The 21,709-nt window shown below is 46.2% G+C and carries 12 protein-coding genes; 2 read left to right on the plus strand and 10 right to left on the minus strand.

The genetic code is table 11. From position 1 onward, the window contains the following. Positions 1-12: 12 nt before the first annotated feature. The 8 genes from GJR95_RS13130 to GJR95_RS13165 form a co-directional block, all read right to left on the minus strand. Positions 13-3,249: a SusC/RagA family TonB-linked outer membrane protein gene (locus tag GJR95_RS13130; protein ID WP_162386295.1), complete on the minus strand. Its 3,237-nt coding sequence runs from the start codon at positions 3,247-3,249 to the stop codon at positions 13-15. Positions 3,250-3,509: 260 nt separating this feature from the next. Continuing rightward, positions 3,510-4,994 carry a SusD/RagB family nutrient-binding outer membrane lipoprotein gene (locus GJR95_RS13135; RefSeq protein ID WP_162386296.1) on the minus strand — a complete coding sequence of 495 codons (1,485 nt, stop codon included), beginning with the start codon at positions 4,992-4,994 and terminating at the stop codon, positions 3,510-3,512. 49 nt (positions 4,995-5,043) lie between these two features. Then, positions 5,044-8,304 (minus strand): SusC/RagA family TonB-linked outer membrane protein, encoded by a 3,261-nt coding sequence (locus GJR95_RS13140; RefSeq protein WP_162386297.1) that lies wholly within the window; start codon positions 8,302-8,304, stop codon positions 5,044-5,046. A 560-nt stretch (positions 8,305-8,864) separates the two neighbouring features. After that, positions 8,865-10,358 carry a glycoside hydrolase family 130 protein gene (locus GJR95_RS13145; RefSeq protein ID WP_162386298.1) on the minus strand — a complete coding sequence of 498 codons (1,494 nt, stop codon included), beginning with the start codon at positions 10,356-10,358 and terminating at the stop codon, positions 8,865-8,867. Between the two features lie 94 nt (positions 10,359-10,452). Beyond that, positions 10,453-12,774: a glycosyltransferase family 4 protein gene (locus GJR95_RS13150; RefSeq protein WP_198424841.1), complete on the minus strand. Its 2,322-nt coding sequence runs from the start codon at positions 12,772-12,774 to the stop codon at positions 10,453-10,455. A gap of 301 nt (positions 12,775-13,075) precedes the next feature. Further along, positions 13,076-13,423: a WYL domain-containing protein gene (locus tag GJR95_RS13155; protein ID WP_162386299.1), complete on the minus strand. Its 348-nt coding sequence runs from the start codon at positions 13,421-13,423 to the stop codon at positions 13,076-13,078. Between the two features lie 293 nt (positions 13,424-13,716). Then, positions 13,717-18,216, minus strand: coding sequence for an endonuclease/exonuclease/phosphatase family protein (locus GJR95_RS13160; protein WP_162386300.1), 4,500 nt, complete (start codon positions 18,214-18,216; stop codon positions 13,717-13,719). Between the two features lie 240 nt (positions 18,217-18,456). Beyond that, complete coding sequence (locus GJR95_RS13165) at positions 18,457-18,759, minus strand: DUF4286 family protein (RefSeq protein ID WP_162386301.1); 303 nt, start codon at positions 18,757-18,759, stop codon at positions 18,457-18,459. A 61-nt stretch (positions 18,760-18,820) separates the two neighbouring features. On the opposite strand from GJR95_RS13165, the gene GJR95_RS13170 reads away from it, so the two are divergent. Then, positions 18,821-19,255, plus strand: coding sequence for a cytochrome B (locus GJR95_RS13170; RefSeq protein WP_162386302.1), 435 nt, complete (start codon positions 18,821-18,823; stop codon positions 19,253-19,255). A gap of 51 nt (positions 19,256-19,306) precedes the next feature. Here GJR95_RS13170 and pyrF read toward each other — a convergent pair whose 3' ends face one another. After that, positions 19,307-20,158, minus strand: a complete 852-nt coding sequence (gene pyrF / locus GJR95_RS13175; protein WP_162391692.1) for an orotidine-5'-phosphate decarboxylase — start codon at positions 20,156-20,158, stop codon at positions 19,307-19,309. A 115-nt stretch (positions 20,159-20,273) separates the two neighbouring features. Between pyrF and rfbC the strand changes: the two genes are divergently transcribed. Then, a complete protein-coding gene (gene rfbC / locus GJR95_RS13180; RefSeq protein ID WP_162386303.1) occupies positions 20,274-20,819 on the plus strand; it encodes a dTDP-4-dehydrorhamnose 3,5-epimerase in 546 nt (181 codons plus the stop codon). Positions 20,820-20,879: 60 nt separating this feature from the next. On the opposite strand, the gene GJR95_RS13185 is transcribed toward rfbC, so the two are convergent. After that, a complete protein-coding gene (locus GJR95_RS13185; RefSeq protein WP_162386304.1) occupies positions 20,880-21,572 on the minus strand; it encodes a type 1 glutamine amidotransferase domain-containing protein in 693 nt (230 codons plus the stop codon). Positions 21,573-21,709 lie beyond the last annotated feature (137 nt).

The following is a 21,709-nucleotide window of genomic DNA, read 5'->3' on the forward strand; positions in this document are numbered from 1 at the left end:
ATCGTTGGGTGATTAAAACGAAAGGTTAATGTTAACACCATACTGACGTACGGGCGGAGTCTGACCAGTGGTGTTAATACCAAGGCCAATAGCTGATGTAGTGGTCGGCGTTGACGTTGCCTGGCTTCCCGGTAGCGGATTACCCTGGTAGCTAAACTCAGGATCCGTATAGTAGTTGAGCTTATCGACAATGGTGATCAGATTCCGGCCATACAGGGCAATACTGGCTCCCGAGAAGATTTTCGTTTTAGACAGCAGTTTCTGGGGCAAACGATAGGACAGGTTAATGTCACGTAGTTTGATGAACCAGGCTGGTGTAACAAAGTTCTCCGAGATCAGCCGGTAGTTATCTACCCATAAAGAATACTCAGCTTCGCGTACATTAACACTCGTATTCGGAATCACCGTTGTTCCATCCGGCCCCAGATAAGCCGAATTCGCGAAGATGTGCGGTGCACGGTCTTCGGTCCATTTGCCTGTTCCGGTAAAGGTCATCTGCCGACCCAAATCACTGAACATTACGTTGCCACCCCGGTATTCGAAGTTAAACGTAAAGCCAAAATCGCCGTACTCGATTTTCGAACCCAGCCCAGCAATATGCCGGGGCAGAACACCACCCCGACCCGTTAAGGTAGTCTGACGCAATGGATAGCCCGTGGTTGCGTTGACCAGTACACGACCTGATCCATCCGGCGCATATTGATAGCCGTCGGTTTTCAGGTAAGGGAAACGCATATCTTTAATTACGTTCGTATTGGCGTATGAAAAGCCACCATACTGGAATTCCGTAATGCCCGGATAGAGATCGACAACTTTGTTATCGTTGTAAGAATACCGTATGCTGGCATCCCACGAAAATTTACCTCCTCTGGCAATCAGGTATTTAAACTCAGCTTCGTAACCCCAGTTTTTGGTTTCGCCGACGTTGATCAGCAGGTTCTGAAACCCGGTCGTGTTTGGAATTCTAACCGTAATAACCTGCCCTTTAGAGGTTTGCGAATAAGCCGATACGTCAATATTGATCCGGTTGTTGAGCAGTTGGAATTCAGCTCCAACTTCGCCTGAATAAACGTTTTCCGGTCTTAAATTAGCATCGGGCAACGTGTTACCCACTGTCAGACCAACTGTATTGCCGTATGGGAAGCCTGCTCCGTTCGGATAGGTTAGATCCAGTCCATACAACGGAATGTTGTCGTTAGCGTTTTTGTTGTAATTCGCCCGCAACTTCATGTAGTTCAGGAATGAGCTCTGTATCCTTGGGAAGGCATCCGTCGCAATAAAGGAGAGTGCTGCTCCATAGTATGGATAAGACCAGTAGTTGGTTGGACGAGTGGGTTTAAAGAACTTGGATGTCTGATCGAAACGAAACGAACCATTCAGTATCAACCAGTTTTTATAGTTCATTGTCAGGTCAGCATAATAACCCAAACGGCGTTCCTGCGTCGTAATCTCTCCGCCCTGTAGTTCGCCCTGACGGTTCGATACGTTGTAGATATCAGGCACTACAATCGAAGTCGATCCTACACCAATACTCTTGGTTGTCCGCTGATATAAACTGCTACCTAACAACAGTTTAGTAGACAGTGGTCCAAAATCTTTGGATGCCGTAGCCTGAAACTCGTTGTTAATAACATTCTCCGTTCCCGAATAATCCAGCACCGAGCCCAGAATATCCGTAATGGCGCGGTAGATACCCGTTCCATCACCATCGCGGAAAAAGGGAGCCGGGATAAACGACTTGCTTTTAGCCCAGTCCGAATATAAAAACTTACCCGTCGTATTTTTGCCTGTCCGGGAGTTATTCATCACCCCTATCCGCTCATTGAACGATAGCCAGCTGGTCGGTCTGAAATTCAGGTTCAGGTTACCGTTCAGGTTGGCATCTTTGTATTTCATCCGGTTATTGTCGGCATTAAAATACGGGTTGTTGTAGTAATCGTTATAGAAACCGTTTGGATTGGCAAACTTGTTGTTTTGCCAGTCGCGCAGGTCGTTTAACGGCAGGTTGGAAGGCTGGTTGAGTACATCATTGTAAAAATCAGATGACGTACGATCATAATTTGCCTGGGTGAAAGCAGCGTTGAAGCTGGCGGTCACTTTACCATATTCTTTCGTAGCCGACATACGGGTACCCGTCCGTTCGCTTTGATCATGGGGTACAATACCAGCAATTTTCTGGTTTTCAATCGACATGTAGAACGAACTGGTTTCGTCGCCCCCCTGGAAGCTAGCCTGGTTGTTTACGGACACGCCTGTATTAAAGGCTTTGCGACGAGCATCTGGAATAGCTGAATAGGGTAGCATAAGTTGTCCCCCGTCTTCAGTTGTCCGGCCCTGCATCCGGATCGATCCATCGAATGCATCGCCATACTGCTGGTTTTCATACGAGCGCCAGTTGTCTTTCATCCGCTCCAGGTAATCGGCCTTGTAGCCAGTTGTACCAAAGGCTGTTGCATAATGTGATCCGGAGCCATACTTATCCTGAAGTTGAGGCATGAAGCTGATCTGGTCAAAGTTCGTGCTGTTCGAGTACGATACCTTCAGTTTTCCTTTCACACCCTTCTTGGTTGTAATTAAAATGGCACCGTTGATACCAGCCGACCCGTACAACGTAGCGGCCTGACCACCTTTCAATATCGTTACACTCTCGATATCGTTCGGATTGATAAGCGCCAACACGGTTGAGGTGGTTTGCATACCATCGAGAACCACCAGGGCTTCGTTGTTACCGGTTAGTGAACGATAGCCCCGTAAAACGACTTTTACGGCCGGATCAACGCTGTTGTTGATGTTGTACACGGCTAGCCCCGTTACTTTACCAGAAAGTGCCTGTGCTAATTGTGGTGAACGACCAACCGTTACGTCTTCGGTTTGCACTTTTGAAATGGCATAGCCGATTTCACGCTGGCTTTTCCGGACGCCCTGGGCTGTTACAACAACCTCCTGAAGCTGGGATGCATCGGGTTTAAGAGAAAAATCAAGTGTTGTTTGATTTTCAAGCTTAACGCTGGCCGTAGCGAAACCAATAAAGCTGGCCTGAATTACATCGCCTTTTGAGGCATTAAGCTGGTAGGTGCCATCGGCATTCGTTGTTGTACCCTGGTTTGTCCCTTTGATCAGGATGGTAACACCCGGTAACAGCGAACCGTCTTCTGATGAAGTGATCTTTCCAGTGATGCCCCGATTTTGGGCAAGCAAAGGAATAGCTAGTAAACACAGTAGGAACTGTGTCAGTAGAAATTTGTACATATCACAAAGTTTAAGTTAAGAAGTAATACTCTATTAGCACTAGCTTCAAAGATATTAAGAATTGCTTAAAGTCATCTCAATGAGTCACCATATTTATACTTAATTGATAGGTCAATTTCTAAAACAAGATAAATAAGCCATAAAGCCGAATACACAATAGAATTACAAAGCATATTACCAGATAACCATATACCCTAAAAGCAAAAGCGGAGACTCCAAAAAAGTCTCCGCTTCGAAAAAGTGCCACTAACTATCAAAAATTACTTATCCCACCAAATACGGGAGCTCGTTTTATCACCATTTGCCAGCTTGCCTATTGCCTCATTATAGGCTGCTGTATTCAGTGTTGGCTCGGTGTTTGGGTAGCCATATCGGCGCGGAATCTGCTTGCTTTCGTTTACAGCATATGGCGTTGGTTTTAGATCGGGATAACCCGTACGACGCCACTCTGTCCAGGCTTCAGTACCATTCGGGTAAAGTGAAATCCAACGCTGGTCACCGATTTTAGCCAGGAAGTCGGCTGTTGTTGGGGCAACTTTTGCACTGGTCGTATAAGCCGTGAACTTAGCTGCGTCATACACCCCATACTGCTCCCAGGATGCCCGAATAGCCGCATTGTAGGCAGCCGTGGCATCATCGGTAATCCAGCCACGAACGGCTGCTTCTGCCTTGGCAAGTAACATTTGCGAGGCCGTAATTATATAGCCCGGCTGCGTTTTTGCCAGGATTTTGGTTCCCGGCCGCGAGAAATCATTCGCCCCTGTATACTGAATCAACAGATTACGGTTCAGGCCGTAAGGCAATCCGGAGTAGTCACCAGCCGTAGTCGGTGCGGCATAAACCGGTAACCGCGGATCGCTCAGGTCTTTCAGCTTATTAACCAATACATCACTAACGCCATAATCATCACGACCATCAAACAAGGCGTTATCAGGATTGCGGAATTGGTTCGCATCCGTATAAGCCACAAGCGCATTATCAGCATTGGCGCTTATATAGCCCCCCGCATCCGCATACGCAGCCGTGAACTCTGTCTTGGCGGTAGCCGGATCTACTTTCGTGAGTCGAAGAGCCATCAGCATCCGCATCGAATTGGCAAATTTCTTCCACTTTGCCACACTGCCGCTATAGATGATATCACCGCTAAACACCGCACCGCCGTCAAACTGAGCAGACGCTTCTTTCAGTTCCTTGAAGAGGTCAGCATAAATGGCCTGCTGTGAATCATATTTAACCTGTGTATCCTGCTTCAACGCACCGAAGTATGGAATATCGCCCCAACGATCCGTCGTTACCCAGTATATATACGCTTTCAGGATTCGGGCAATGGCCAATTGGTTGTTGTTTGAGCCAAACTGTGCCACATAAGCTTTCGTAGCCGGATCATTATTGTAATTGATAATCGTTTGCAGATCCTCAAGCGTAACGGCATAGTATCGGCTCCAGTCGGCAAACGTTGTCGAGTAAAGTGAGTTTTCAGGGTATTGAGTCTGCGACCAGTATTGCGCAAACAAACGTGGCTCAGGGGCCAATCCAGTCAAACGACCGGCTACCCCATCTAACAAGGCTCCCGTTGCGGTTGTCGGTGGAACGCCCGTAATAGCCTCCGTCAGCAGAGCCGACGTAACTGGCGTAAGAGCCGCATTGGGCGTTACGTTTTCATTACCAAAATCGCTGCAACTGGTCATAAAACCCAATGCAGTGAGCAGGCTGAGCGCCAGAACTTTATTTTTTATCGTTATCATGTGAAAGCTTATGGATAAGCTGAGCCGATGCGATCAGCCCAGGCTGTTTTTAGAGACCTAACCGAATGTTGAAACCAAGTGAGCGTGTGCCAGGCTGCTGGCCATTCTCACCAAAACGCTGCGACAATTCTGATGGATCTATGTTACGATTGGTTGCATAGATCAACCAGGGGTTACGAGCCACTACAGAGACATTGATGCTCTGAACAAATTTGTTTGCTCTGATTGGTAACCGATAACCCACGCTTACTTCACGCAGTTTTACATACGACGCATCGAACACCGAATTGTCGATGATTGAGTTATTCCCAAACTGGTGATAGTAGTCATAGGCTCCAACATACGTATCAACAGCTTCGCCATTTTCGTTAACGCCTTTTACATGTACACCACCGCCATCGGCTACCTCATCCCGAACATTTTTGCCTTTGTCGTTCGTCGCAGCGGTTTCAGCATAAAGCCCGGAATAGGTTCCCCAGAAGTTCGACAACGAGAAGTATTTACCACCTTTCTGATAGTCAATACTGAACGCAAGCGAAATGTCTTTATACCGTATTGTATTCACAAAACCACCCGTAAACGTTGGCAGTACAGAGCCAAAGTACTGGTTTGTCGCGAACTGGTATGTGCCATCAGAATTCAGCACAGGCTGACCATTTTTGTAGACAATACCATTACCACGAAGCTGTCCCCAACGGTTGTTTCCGCCATTATCGACACCGGTCGAGTGAATAACATAGGCATAATTAAACGCATCGTTGGTCGTGTAGGACTGAGAGGTCTGACCGAACGGTATAGCTGATGTTGCCTGAATGGAATTTACACCGGGAGCCAGACTAATAATCCGCGAATTGTTTACGGCAAAGTTCAGGGTCATATCCCAGTTGAAGTTTTTACCAACAACGGGTTTGCCATCCAGTTGAATTTCAATCCCATCCCGCTCGATCCGTCCTGCATTGATTACTTTTTGGGTAAATCCACTGGTAGCCGTTACATCGACGTTCAGGATCTCATTGATTTTATTTTCGTGGTAGTATGTAACCGCTAAACCCAGACGGCTTTTCAGGAAGCGCAAGTCGATCCCCGCTTCGTAAGCCGACGATAACGACGGGATGATGCCAGCATTGGGCAATAAGTTAGGCGTTGTCATCAGGCTATTAACGCCATTGTATTTGGCCTGATCAACAGCATAAGTCAATGCCAATTGATATGGATTCAGGTCTGATCCGACCTGTGCCCAGCTACCGCGTAGTTTACCAAACGACAGAAATGGAAGCGCCCCTCGGGTTAGCTCGGAGAACACGAAGCTGCCACCCACCGATGGATAGAAGTAGGAGTTGTTATTGGCCGGTAATGCCGAGCTCCAGTCATTACGTCCTGTTACTTCTAAATATACCAGGCTACGCCATCCCAACGAAGCCCGTGCATAAGCACTGCGAACGGTTTTGCGGAAGCGGTTATTTGTTTGCGTAAACGCCTGAAGAGAGTTACCGATGGTAAACAAATCCGGCACAAACAATCCACCATTCGTAGACAGATCGACGCGTGTGTACATATTGTCGCGAATGTTTCCTCCGACGTTGGCATTCAGATCAAACTCGCCAAAGTGATTATCATAGGTAGCCAAGAACTCGTAGTTATCTTCGCGCTCTGTGATCTGACCTGTTGCATAGGTCGCTTTTTGGCCTGTCTGACCACCACTTGTTTCAATGATCGTTGGCAATTTATTCTCGTAATTCGAGTTGCGCTGATTCCGGCGCATCCAGCCTTGTACGCGAAAATGGTCGTTCAGTTTGTATGTCAGGTTCACATCACCAAACAGTCGGTCACGGTTGTTCGTATTGTTAATACTATTCAGATACGAATACCAGTTGTACCAGTAATTCCCCTTGTTAAAACCAGCCGAAGTGAAGTTAGTTGTTGCTGTGGGGTTCGTGTGGTTCCAGCTGGCAAAATTTCCCGTTGGTGTTCTGAAATCCTGTAACTCTTTGATAATGCCCATGTCAAGATCACGGTGAAACCACTGGTTGAATGAGCCCGCTCCGGAATAGTTACCGTATCCATCACCAAAATTGCCCAGTAAGTGCTCCGTCGTGAAGTTCAGGTTAACCCCTGCTGTCAGGTGTTGCCCTAAATCAAAGGTACTTGCCGCCGTGATGTAATTCCGTTTCAGCGACGTACTGGGTAAAATACCTGTCTGGTCTAGATTCGTGTACGACATACGCAACGTATAACCAGCCCCACCGCCCTTCAGGCTAATGCTGTTGTTAAACGAACGGCCTGTGTTGTAGAAATCGCGGACGTTGTTTGGCTGTGCGGTATAAGCAGCCGTCTTAAACGAATACGGATTGTTCGGGTACCAGGAATACCACGGGATATACTCACCACCGTCGATTTTTGGGCCCCACGACGCATCATCCGAATAATCGTGGTACCGCTTTCCATCAAGCGCCTTCCATTCTGCCGGATTGCCTGCTGCCCAGGTAAACGTACGCCAGTCAGCCTCCCCACCGCCCCCATATTGGTTCTGATACTTAGGGATAATGTTAATCTGCTCGAAAGTCGTCGTACTGTTAATGTCGACTCCAATCCCTTTTCGGTTCAGCCCTTTTTTTGTCGTGATCACAATAACCCCCGCATCGCCACGCTGACCATACAGGGCCGTTGCGTTAGGCCCTTTCAAAACAGAGATATTTTCGATGTCATCTGAGTTAATATCCAGTGAACCAGGGGTATCGCTATCACTGGTTAGCGGGGTACCGTCGATTACGTAGAGCGGGTTTTTATCGACCAGTGAAGCTGCTCCGCGAATACGAACAACGGCCCCTGAACCAAGTTTTGAACCCGCCTGGCTTAGTACCTGCAAACCAGCCACTTTACCCGCCAGTGCATTAGCCGCGTCGGGTTGACGGGTTACAGTCAGTTGCTCAGCGCTGACCTGTTGCGTAGCGAACGATATTGATTTCGCATCCCGTTTAATACCAAGCGCGGTTACGACAACCTCCTGAAGTTGCGCAGCATCGGATACCAGACTTACATTAATAATTGATTGGTTACCAAGTTTAACTTCTTGTGAGATGAAGCCTATGAAACTAAAAACCAGCGTTGAGCCCGCTGGTGCATTTAACTCATACTCACCGCTGGCATTTGTACTTGCCCCCCGCGATGTACCTTTTACGGTAATGTTTACTCCAGGAAGTAGTGATCCGTCTTCTGTCGATGTGACTTTACCGCTGACTGCTATGTCCTGGGCCAGCAACGGCAAGCTGAAAAAGCACAGCATTAGCTGCGCCATTAGAAGTTTTCTCATAAAGCAAATTCGTCTAGGTTAATAATAAGTTTACAAAGAAACTTATATCAAAATTGTACAAAAATTAATTCACAACAAAATTTCCTATTCTGTAGGTTATGCCGAATAAATAGTAAGGCTTATTACCTTTTCTGATATATTTACTTAATATGAATTTAATATTTTGATAATCAACCTATAACATACACATTAAAATGGGATTAAAAATTAAAATTCCCTAAAAATTTATAGTAACTAAATGAGTAATAATATTGTTTTTTTGAGTCTAAAAAATCTTACCAAATGACCAAAAATCTTATCTAAAAATTAGATTAGTTACATTTACCTAGAAAAATACCTATTGCGCTAATCAGTGCGTATTTATACCTAAAAGAAATAAAGGAGTATTTAACTCGTAAAAAATAACATGGCTTTAATTATCCGTTTTCTTCGAAATATATATAAATGAATAAGGGCTTTGGCACTGGTTTCCGCCGGCAGCAGAAACACTCAGTACCAAAGCCCTTATCTACTTTTACTTATATGATCGGCAAAACTATAACTGATAGCCTTGCCAGTATTTACGAAACTACTTCCTGCGAGTTCACGACTTCTGGTTTGTTCTGCCCAACCAATTCCGCCAACAATTCATCAATATTTACCGTTGCGAAGCTACTGGCATAGTCAGACATGGCGTAGGGAATGATCAGTTCACGACCATTAAGTAGTCCACCGCAGCTATACACCACATTAGGCACATAGCCTTCGCGCTCATTTTCATCAGGACTTAGAATTGGCTCTGTGGTACGGCCGATTACTTTACCGGGGTCGTTCAGATCAAGTAAGAAAGCGCCAATGGCATATTTCCGCATTGGACCAACGCCGTGACTGAGCACCAGCCAACCGGCTTCGGTTTCAATAGGTGATCCGCAATTACCAAGCTGTACATACTCCCAGTTGTAGGTTGGCTTCAGGATCAGTTCTTTTGTTTGCCAGAAATACAGATCATCTGAATACATCAGATAGATATTTTCACCATCCTGCCGGGATATCATGACGTATCGCCCTCCGATCTTACGCGGGAATAACGCCATGCCTTTGTTGGACACTTCAGCGCCGTTCAGTGTGCTGATGCTAAAGTGTGTAAAGTCTTTCGTTTCGAGCAGTTGCGGGAAAGTAACTTTACCGTTGTAGGCCGTATAGGTGGCATAGTAGGTCACTTCGCCATTGTCGTCAGTGAATTGCACGAAACGGGCATCTTCAATACCATTCGTTTCATTAGGCGAGGTCGGGAAAATACAGCGCTCATCCAGGCTCTGATCCTCTTCGAAGTGAATTTCGTAGTTCGACTTGGCAAGCGCCAGCAAACCACCGGCAATTGTCTCATATTCAGCATTATAACGATATTGTGCAGAAACCCGTTTGATCTGCGCGTCAAGTTCAGGGAGGCTAAACTCATCCCCAAGCCCAGCCATCATTTTTTCCTGAATACTGTTTTCCAGCCGTAGTTCATACAATTTACGCTCAAACTGAGCACGATTGAAGCGGTGGTTCGACACAATTTCGGGCGATGTAACATAACGGGAGGGCTTTCTCAACACAATTTTACCCTCTTCATCAATATACCCCATCCGAAACGAGATTGAGGAAATGTGCCCCTCCCCCGTTGCCCGAAGGCTTAAAATAAAGCGCTTATAGCCTGGCGGCACATTGCTCTGATCGGGGTGCCAAATCATGGATGGGTTAAACAGCGCAGCCGATTCGAGCGAGTACTCCATTGTGAAGTAGGCCCCCAGTAATAGCTTTCGTTCGAGCGTTAATGGCTCATCGGTCAGCAATTGTGGTTTAATCTGCTCAAAACGCTGTAACAAAAAACGTTCGAGCTTATAGTGACGTCCCCCAAATTCGCGGATTACTTCGTCAAGTTTCTGTTCGGCTTCCTCGTCGGTCATACCGCCAACCCGAGCAATAATTTTAAGATTGCGCGTAGTACTACCCAATTCAAAAGGGCGAAACAAAACGCGGGTGGGGTCAGGCCTAAGCACAATGCCTGTTCGGGTGGCTTTTATACTCATGTACGTTAAATTGCTGAATAGTAGAATCGTTGAACGATTGAATTTAGCCGATTTTGCGTAAACTCAATAAGTCAACGATTCAATTACTCAATCATTATCCGTTTACCAGCGACGTAAGGGCAACATTCACCGATTTTGCTTCCAAACGTCGTTTCTGGGTGTTGTATAATTCGGCTAACGACAATAGATACGATAGGGTCGATTCGGCTCCCTGATTCTGATTTACCCGATCGATATGCAGACCGTCGCGGCAACCGCCCGTTTGCTGATCATAAATAGGCAGGCTCAGGTCATTAAGACCCGTAAACCATTTGAACACACGGATTGCAGAACGATGCCACTGATCATCGCCTGTTATATCGAAAGCGGCCAGACAGGCTGATACTGTACTTTGAGCCTCTAATGGCTGCTGATCGAAATAGGCACGGCTCTGGCCTCTTGTATAAAACCCGTTAGACCCAATAGGCTGGAAATGACCACGTTCCGACGTTTGCAGGTTCACTAACCAGCGCAATGACCGCAACCCGATTTCAGCTAACCGTTCATCGCCCGAACGGATTAGAACATGAGCCAGCACAGCGTTATCGTATGACAAAACGTTCTCGAACCAGGGCCAATCTTCCGTTGCCGTTTCCGAATACCGGAACATCAGCTTATCCAGCAACTGACGTTGAATCGTTTTCGCCAACCGATCGTCATTGAACCGTTTCTGATATTCGTAAATGCCTAATAATGCGAATGCCCAGGCACGGGGTGATGTCATATCGGCAATGGTAGGAAGTACCTTTTCCAGTAAGCTCATTGCCCAGGTAACGGCATTTCGATCCGTTGCACGACCAATACAAACACCGAGTGCCCAGATGGTTCGTCCGGTGCTGTCGTCAGAACCGAATTCTTCGAGCCAACGGCGGTCATAGCTCATAAAGTTACGGAACCGCCGGTGATCTTCCGTATAGGCATGATTCAGGAATGCACAGTAATTATCAGCAGCCTGACTCAGTTTACGGTCGCTCAGACCAGCTTCCTGAAGTGTAATCGCCAGAATTAGCGCTCGGGCATTGTCGTCGGTACAATAGCCTTCTTCATAAAAAGGCAAATGATAGCGGGCATGCTGGGCAATTCCCGTAGAATCGGTCAGGCGGTATAAATGATCGAGTCGGATTTCAGGAAGTTTGAAAGCGGCACTGCCATTTCCTCCCATATCGTAAGGAGTCTGATTGTTAATTGTGGACATACGCTCCCGACGTGCTTTCGCAAATGATCCGGCATATTCCTGAATCACGCGCTCCCAGATCATATCGCGTCCCATCATGTATCCTTTCTTACGCATGGCATGGCGGGTCGGTTCGTCGGTAAGCAGGTTAATGATCTGATCGGCAATAGCTTCCGAATCGCCAAACGGCACCAGAACACCACGGCCTTCTGCCAGCAGCTCTTCAGCGTGCCAGTAAGGTGTTGACACGACAGCTTTGCCACAACCAAACGCATAGGAAAGCGTTCCGGACGTTATCTGGGCTGGATTGAGGTATGGAGTTACATAAATATCTGCCGCACCCAGGTATTCCAGCAGATCGTCAAGTTCAACAAACTGATTGTAGAATTGTACATTGTCGCGCACACCGCACTCATCGGCCAGTTTTTTCAGGCTATCACGATAGACTTCTCCCTCATTGCGAATCAGATGCGGATGCGTAGCCCCAAGTACCATATAAACCACATTCGGAAACTGCTTCACGATGCGCGGCAAGGCACGTATCACGTTTTCGATGCCTTTATTTGGCGACAGAAGTCCGAATGTCAGCAATGTTTGTTTTCCCTCCATACCGAAGCGATCCTTATAAAAATGCGGATCGACAAATGGCATGTCGGGAATGCCATGCGGAATAAGGTCGATTTTTTCTTCGGGTACTTCGTAGATGTTGATCAGAAAATCACGGCCTTTTTCAGACATACAGATTACTCTTGACGAAAGGTCTGCAATGCTTTTCAGCACGAGTAATTGTTCTTCATTCGGGTTTTTAAGAATTGTATGGAATGTTGTTACAACCGGCATGTTAAGGTTTCGTAGCAGCGTCAGGATATAGCTACCGGCCGGACCACCAAAAATACCATACTCATGTTGTAGACAAACGACTTCAGTATCCTTCGCATTCAGAAATTCGGCAGCTTTACGGTAAGCTTCCTGATCATGCTGATAAAAATCGTATCGAACTTCGCTGGGATAATCGTATCCATCGGGTGTATCATTAACCGATACAACCATTGCCCGCGAGTCGGGAATGAATGAGTTATAGGATTTATATAGATCAGAAGTAAATGTAGCAATGCCACATTGACGGGGGAGATAATCGCCAATAAACGCTACATTTTTAGGATTGTGCGCCCACACTACCGAATCATTCATATGTGTTGTCATAGCCCTTGAGAAATGTCTTTAAGCCCAAACTATAGAACTGTAGAGGCTGCTTAGAGCACTGTTTGTCTATAATAAATAGACTTATGGGGGCTTTTGTTCGGCGATAAAGTACCTTTTTGTCTTATATGACGCTAATTAATAAGCATAAAGAGCTATTATACAATAAAACCTACATTTTACCATAATCTCATTCGTATTATCCATAAAAAAAACGTTCGCTACCTGTATCCTGTAGCGAACGTAATGGCAACTGCAGCTTGATACCTTTAGCAGACCCGAGCTGGTTTCAGTACACACTTTATCATCGGCCAGCAGGTAGACCGGGGGCCAGTTTCATATATACGGGTTGCATTCGGTCGTAGTTACCCGTGTATTCTAGATGAGGCCGAAATTCATAATACGTCAATTCAATGTCTTCAATGTCACTAAAACGAAAGATCTGCCACCGATTATCCTTATCTGTATAGAGCGTTGGTATTACGTCACGGCAAAATCCATACAGACTTGGCATTTGTGATTCTTTGTGCAATCCGGCCATATAGGGTTCAACAGTTCGCCAAATACTATTATGCTTGATTTGGATAACCCGATGGTCAGTTATTGCGGTACCAATAATCGTCAGAAAGTGATTTTGTGATTGTGGGGTCATAGTGTTGGCAGTTTGAGGTCTTTCATAGAATTTATGTTGAGGGGACGTTGATTACCTGACCTAGTTGCACCACATAACATGCCAAATGCGCTCAACTAAGTATTTTTTTTCATATTTCGTGATCGGTATTAATGCAAAAAAAATACCATCAACAAAACGCCACCATTCGTTAAAAAAGGTGGCGTTTTCAGTAACAACACGATAAGTAAGGATATTCCAGCTTACACCGTGCCAAAACTGCTACTTACACGTAAGATAATTTTGGCAGGCATTACCTGAGAGGCATATACGAGCTATTTATTTTTTATAAGTTCCTGAAGTAATTGCTCTAAATGAGCCTGTTTCTCCTTAACAGCCTGTAACTCCTGCTGTTGTTTTTGATTCGATTGTTCCAGTTGTATACTGTATAAGGTTAACTCTTCTATTTTCTCCAGTAATTTGGCATTCATCTTACCCAGATCAACACCCTGCTCAACCACCTCGGTAGCCGAAGGTATTCCCGGCAAATGCCGATGCTGACGGATGTAGGCGGCCACTTCAGCTAATGGCTTAAGCCGGTAATCGGTTGCGAATACATAATCAGACCACTCTGATGTATTTTTGAGCGCTACCTTTACTTTTTCAGTCAGAATTCCTTCTTCGACAAAAAGCTTATATCCTTTCGGGGTTTTATTAAAACTGGTACCGATAACAACGGAATTACCATCCATACTACGAAGTACCTGACCATTGCGCTCCCAGAAAGCGGCAGTCGTGGTTTCACCCTCTCGAGCTCCACTAGTGATATTACCTAAAACGACATTACCGGCTACATCAACAGTAAGAAATTTGGTGGTTCTTAACGTAGTAGCTGTCCCTATTGGCAAATTTGTCAATTTAAGACCCGACGTTCCAGCGCTTCCGCTAACAATTTCGAGTTTAGCTGTCGGTGCTGAAGTACCAATGCCTACGTTGGCTCCCTTTCCCAGCACAACGCTATTATTGGCCGATACCTCTGCTTCATACCCGATTGCAGTCGCATTGATCAGGGCAGGATTAGCTGGACTTACACCAGCTCCGGTACCCAAAAAAGTATTTTGACTGCCAAGCGTATTCTCTAGACCTGCCGCTCCGCCAATCATCACATTGTCGGAACCCGTGGTTTTAAAGCCGCTATTGAGCCCAACCAGTGTGTTATTACTACCTGTCTGGTTATAATATCCTGCTCCGTTACCCACAAACGTGTTATATACGCCCGACGTGTTGGTATAGCCCGTTTCAGTTCCCATAAACAGGTTGAAATTTCCATTTAGGTTGTTAAAACCCGAATGATAGCCCAGGAAGACATTATTTTCTCCATTGATATTGCCATAACCACTATAAAGGCCTAAGAAAGTATTGAAGCGGCCAGCGGTGTTCGTGAAACCTGCACTAGGTCCCAAAAACAAGTTTTCGCGGCCTGTCGTATTGCCTGCCCCAGCGTTGTCGCCCACGAAGAGATTATAACTACCGGTCGTATTGCTCAAACCGGCCTGTGTGCCCAGAAAGGTATTGAAACTGCCAGCGGTCGTGTTAAGACCGCTTTTGTAACCAATAAACGTATTCGATAAGCCATTGCTCGAAAAGCCAGCCGAATCGCCGACAAACGTGGCCCGTTCACCGGTCGTATTGCTCAAACCAGCTTTGGCACCAACAAACGTATTACCAGATGCCAGATTCTGATAACCCGCCGAGTCGCCCACGGCTACATTGTTTCTACCGATCAGATTTAAAAAGAGTGCTTCAGGACCAAGCGCTACATTGTTACAGCCCGTTGTATTCGAAAAACCTGCTCCTGTGCCCATAAACAGGTTATCGCAGAGGCCAATTGTACCCGTACCATTGGTTACCGTTACTGATGTAATTGCCGAAGCAGTTTGGCCGGCTGCATCTGACACTTTAACGGTAAATGATTTTACCCCCGAAGCCGTCAAACTGGTAACACTAGCCGTATTGCCACTTAGCGTAATCGTTCCTGGCCCGGTAAACGTATAGCTGAATGGCGCGGTACCACCCGACGTTGTTGCGGATAATGTTGTTGTACCTGTTGTCACCAGAGCAGGATCGGCCGTGAGTTTAACCGTCAAAGGACCCTGTAAAGTACCCAAATTAAACCGGGCCAACACCGGATTGTGATCGGAGGTTGTACTGGCATAAGGCCCTTCAATACCGGTTGTTGGTCGTAATACGCTTGCTGAATTGCTAATGTAAGCCTGTGCGAGTTCATTGGCAATGGCTATGTGGTCAACAAAACCAGCCGATGAATTGACGGTAACACAACCCGTTGTTTCAAGCGGTTTGGTGATAATCCGGTAATTAGCGGCATCCTGATCAAAATTAGCATAGGAAGACGGCTGACCAGTTGTCATGGATGTTGTAATCCGGTCATTAAAATCACCGATCATAATCAGATTCGCCTTCGGATAATTTTGATCCAGTTCGGCCTTCAGATCAATAATATCCTGTTTCCGGCGGCTATAATCGGCGGCTGCACTTCCCGATTTAGCGTGGATACCGACAACGTGAATTTTACGGGTCTGTCCATTAACCGTGACATCTGCAACAAACAGATAAGGCAATCGCCCCGATTCCCAACTATTGCTGCTTGGGTAGCTGTATTTGCTTGTCAAAAGTGGTTTACTTTCGGCAAGAACTGGCGTTACAGTCGCCGTATTATACATCACGCATACTTTTTGGGCGAATTTGGTCGGGCCAAAAACCGTTCCATCGCTATTGATTGCCTGATCGCACTCATTCTGGAAATAATAGGAGAACTTATCGGAGCATACATAGCTGTAACTACCTGGCAGCGATCTGACAACGCCAGCATAACGAGCCTCATCGCTCACTTCTTCATTAACAATAATATCGGCGTTTAATCGCTGTAGGATTGTTTTTACGTTTCGTGCCTGTTTGTCCTCGTCGGTAGGTCCCTGATCAGGGTAAGGTCGGCTAGTGGGTGCTGTTGTGCAGGCAATTGAACCAGCATCGGCACCGAAAAAATCAATATTCCAGGTAGCAATGTCAAATGTCTGATCAGTTGATAAACCTGACCCGCCCGTTCCGCCACAAGCCTGATCGGCCAGGCTGGACCCGGACACATCAGCTAAAATTCGGGGAAACAATTCGGTGATCGTGGCGGTACCACTGGTAACACGATCCGCAATACCCACGATCGTTACCGGTCCCGCTGGCTTACTAGCGCCATTCAACTCCGACTGTGCTTTGATGAAGAGCGTTCCGATACCTGATACGGCAGAAAGCGAATAAGTCGTGCTGGCAAAGGTGGCTCCTGTTCCACCGATTGTGGTATTTTGAAGCTGTACCAGCTGGCCTTCATTCGAAGACAGTTGACTAACCGATATCACTCTGGGAGTTGGAATTTTGGGGGTCCCGGCAACGATCGTATAGCTGGTAATATCAAGCTCCCGTGCACCCTGATAGGTGTTAACAGTACCTATCACCTGAATGGAATCTCCTAACTGAACCAGTCCTCCTACAGCTGTTGTACTGTTAAAGACAGAAATACCGCCGGTAACATCCTGCATATAAAACAGATTACCCCCAAACTGGCTGCTTACTGTGACCCGACCACCTATTTTACCACCGGGCAGGGTTAACGTCGATGTCCCATCGCGCTGGCTTCGGACAGTTGCAATGGACGTTCTGGGTACGTTAGGATCACCGACTGTGCCCGTTACCACGACTACAATACGGGCCGTTCCTGCCGTTGTCGTAGCTGTGTTCGTAACAGTTGCACTAACGGGGCCAACAGCGGCTCCTGTCAAACGAACCTTAATGGCTTGATCGATATTTCCTGCAATCGGCGTTATTGAAATAGTTGGTGTATAAATACTACCGATCGGGTCATTACTGATCTCTATTCCTGCCGTAACCGACAGAGTAACAGGCCCACTAAGGTTACGTCCTGTAATTGTGTATGAACCCGGCGTTGAGGTGACTCCAACAAAAGTTGACAATCCGGTTATATTGGCTGGTGCAACCGATAATGTCTGATTCGGGGTCGGTCCGGTCGTTGTAGCCGTTACGGCTATGTCATCGATCGCTAAGCCATGATCGTTACCTGTTTGATCAGGATCATACCAGCGTAACATTATTTCTGAACCAGCAGGAATAGAAAGGCCGGAAAGAGTGGCTGTTCTGGCAGTACGATTAGCGGCTAAATTCCCATTAAGTGCCCCAACAGCAACGCTGGTGCCAGAAATTGGTCCGGTAAAGTCCAAAGCCGTTACAGCCGTATAACTGGCTGGAAGAGCAGCGTTTACACTTAGGCTTGTAATGGGCGTTGCTGATACCAGATAGGAAAAGCTAATCGTCTGAGCTGCTGCCTGGCTAGTACGCCACTGTTCACCGGTATAATTAATTTGAAGTGAAGTAATCGTAGAGCCTGTATTGTTTTTTAAGCGAAGTCCATGAACGAAATTGCCGGTTGTGGCCGTGCTGGACCCTATCGCCCCCAGGGCCCGGTCGTTGGCAATACCCGTACCAAAGCTATATAAAGCACTTGTTGCTGCCGATCCGTCACTTGCGGTAATTGTAGTGCCCGTTCCAGCGTATTCAGTATAAATCCCCGGTATAGTTATGTTCTGAGTAAATGTCGCCGTACTGCTTTTGGGCAACGCATCGAAAGTTTGCGTAACAGGTACACCGGAAGCAGTAATGGAAATCTGGGCTGCGGCTGGCAACACCAATGCAAGCCAACAATATACCACCAGGCAGAACTGATTATAAAAGAATCGGTAGATATTGCTCATACTATCAGTGGATTAAAAATTGTAGCAAATCTACCAACTTCCCTCATAAACACTATTTTATGATTTGTCTCTTACGATTTTTTTATTAAACATTTATCATAAAAGCTAAAATCATGTTACTAAATCAGACAAGTAACATGATTAACAAAATTCATATTTCCTGATGATATATTTTAGGAACTTACAGAATTACCCTCCAACAATTAGTAGAGTCTACAAGAGAACTGGCTCAACAGCCACCTAAGCGTCTTCCAGCAAGGTATCGAACGAAACAAATTGATTGGCAAAGCGGTCATGAATTCGCCGTTGCATGGTATCTGCGTGTAAACTCTGATAGGTGAAGTAATCCTCCATTGCATTAAAATCGAGCTGCACCGAGAAAGTAGTTCCTCCATTATCGAGTTCGGTCAGAAGCCGTAGCATCTTATGGCCAGCGGGTAATCCCGTAGCAAGAATTGTCGGAATATGGTTGGTTTTCATCCAGTGAAGCCACTCTCGCTCAACTTCATTGGCAACGCTATACGTTGTGTTGTAAAGAATCATGTTTATCAAACAACCTAAGTTAGCGTTTTGGTTGTTTCTTTACGGTTAAAATCAATTTTGTATGTACACCGGCTTAGTTCACATGCACTCTGGCTTGCGCTGGATTGCGCTCATTTTATTGATTGCCGCCGTATTTATTGCGCTTAGCAGATGGCAGGGACGCAACGGCTACACTGATGGCAATCGCAAACTGTATCTATTTACGCTGATCAGTATTCATCTTCAGTTAGTTATTGGTCTGATTCTGTACTTCATCAGCCCTAAAGTGAATTTCGGTATGATCAGCGATAAACTGTATCGATTCTATACAGTTGAGCATCTCACAGGCATGCTGGTCGCTATCGTATTAATTACCATCGGCTATTCGCGCTCCAAGCGTGCTTCCGATCCCACGACGAAACAGCGTTTAATTGCCATTTTTTACGGACTTGGTTTACTGCTCATTCTCGCTATGATTCCATGGCCGTTTCGGGATTTAGGCGCCGGCCTGTTCTAAACTAGAAGCAGTCTTCAGTAGGCAGTTCCCAGTGACTGACTGCCTACTGAACTACTTAATGGCCAATACGCCTGCATCCAGATACTCTGCCATTTCTGTTTGCAAAAGCTGCGCTTCTGCTCGTGCACGATCGGCGAAATCCGTTCCGCCCGATGCATATAAAATGCTCCGCGATGCATTGACTAACAGGCCACCAGCAGCAGTTAAACCCCGGCGCGATACCTCCGCCAGCGAACCACCCTGTGCTCCTACACCGGGTACCAGCAAAAAACTATCGGGTGCCAGTTCGCGAATTCGACTCAATTCATCAGCCTGGGTTGCTCCAACAACAAACATTAGCTTATCGGGACCTGCCCAGGTTTGGGCTGTTTTAATAACCATCTCGAATAATTCCTGTTCACGAGCGGAGTCTGTAAGAATTCGCTGACGCTGGAAATCTGCGCTACCCGAATTTGAGGTTAAGGCCAGTAGAATTACCCATTTGCCTGCATAATCTAAAAAAGGCAGTACAGAATCTCGACCCATATAAGGCGCCACTGTAACCGAATCAAAATTCAGACCGGCGGCATCGGGGTCAAAAAAAGTACGGGCATATAGGCTCGATGTATTACCGATGTCTCCTCGTTTAGCGTCAGCAATAGTGAAACAATCAGCAGGAATGTATTCGAGAGTTCGTTGCAGGCTTTCCCAACCACGAGGCCCCTGGGCTTCATAGAATGCAATGTTGGGTTTGTAAGCTACTGCAAGATCTGCGGTTGCGTCGATAATGGCCTGATTGAAAGCAAATACCGGATCCGGTTCTTTTAATAAATGAGGAGGCAATTTGTGCGGATCGGTATCGAGACCAACGCAGAGATACGATTTTTTGTTAAAAATTTGGCTACTTAATTCCTTGTACGTCATGCTCATAAGATAAACCCACTCAATAAATAGGTTTACGGCAAAGGTACAAACTATGGTTACGGTTTTGTAGCTTTGTAGCCAAAGAGCAGCATTTTTTACTATTCAACTATTCTCTATGCAGGTTCGCGAAACGGCTATTAGTGGCCTGATTGAACTGATTCCCCGCGTGTTTGAAGATGAACGTGGCTACTTCTTCGAGTCCTATAATAAAACGCTGTTTACGGCGCTGGGCTTGCCGATGGAGTTTGTACAGGATAACCAATCGTTTTCGGTGAAAGGTGTACTCCGCGGACTGCACATGCAAAACGAACCTTTTGCACAAGGCAAGCTTGTCCGGGTTATTACTGGTCAGGTACTTGACGTAGCCGTCGATTTACGTTCGGATTCACCCACATTCGGGCAATATGAAACGTTTCTGCTTGACGCGAAACTGGCCAATATGGCTTACATTCCTGAAGGGTTCGGGCATGGTTTCATAGCCCTGGAAGATAGTATTTTCAGCTATAAATGTACGAATGTGTACAACAAAGCGTCTGAAACTGGTATTATCTGGAACGACCCTGACCTGAATATTGATTGGGGTGTCAGCAATCCCATTGTTTCTGAAAAGGACCTGGAATTAAAATTCCTGCGCGAAGTATTTCCCGATGTAGTCGTTTAATGACCAGAGGTCAGCAGGCAGTATAGCGTATACTGCCTGCTGGCTTATAAAACTGACTACTTATTTCTCATACATTTCTTCCATCACCTTCCGGCCAACTTTCCGAGCCGACAGTGGGTTTTGCCCCGTAACCAGGCGCTCATCTACTTCAATATAGGGTAAAAATGGAATGATGCTTTTGCTGTACAGCGCATTTTTTTGCCGCAATGCATCTTCCAGCAGAAAGGGGACCTGATCATCGAGACGAACTAGCTTTTCTTCCATATTTGAATAGCCGGTTACCTGCCGGTTATCAATCAGTTGGGAGCCGTCGGAAAGTTTGACGTTTAACAGGCCACTTACTCCATGGCAAACGGCGGCAACCAACCCTCCATTTTCATAAATATGCCGGGTGATGTTTTGTAAGGTCTGATTATTCGGAAAATCCCACATAGTACCATGACCACCCGTAAAGTATAGGATTTGATAGTCGGCCGGATTTACTTCGTCTAACCGTAAGGAATTATCGAGTTTATGCCGAAATAGGGGATCGTTATACCACTTTTCGTTAATGGTATCACGTCGGTCAATACTTTTTTCGTCGATTGGCACTCGACCACCATTCGGACTTGCGATGTCATAGGGCAATTTGCGGTCAGCAAGTTCATCGTAAAAATGCGTCGCTTCGCTCAACCAAAGTCCAGTTTTATGCGGTTTACTTGGGTAGTCTGTATGGTTAGTACAAACGATTAACGCTTTATAAATAGGGTCCATGAGTCAACAGTAGGCAGGGACAGTCTTCGGCAGAAAGTGAACAGTTTGCCCTATACAACCGCCCACGGGAGACACGAAGATAAAGGGTTTTCCTGTAATCTGTCCGCTACCAATCAGCTTACTCGCTTCTGTAGCCT

Source organism: Spirosoma endbachense, from assembly GCF_010233585.1.
GTDB lineage: Bacteria > Bacteroidota > Bacteroidia > Cytophagales > Spirosomataceae > Spirosoma > Spirosoma endbachense.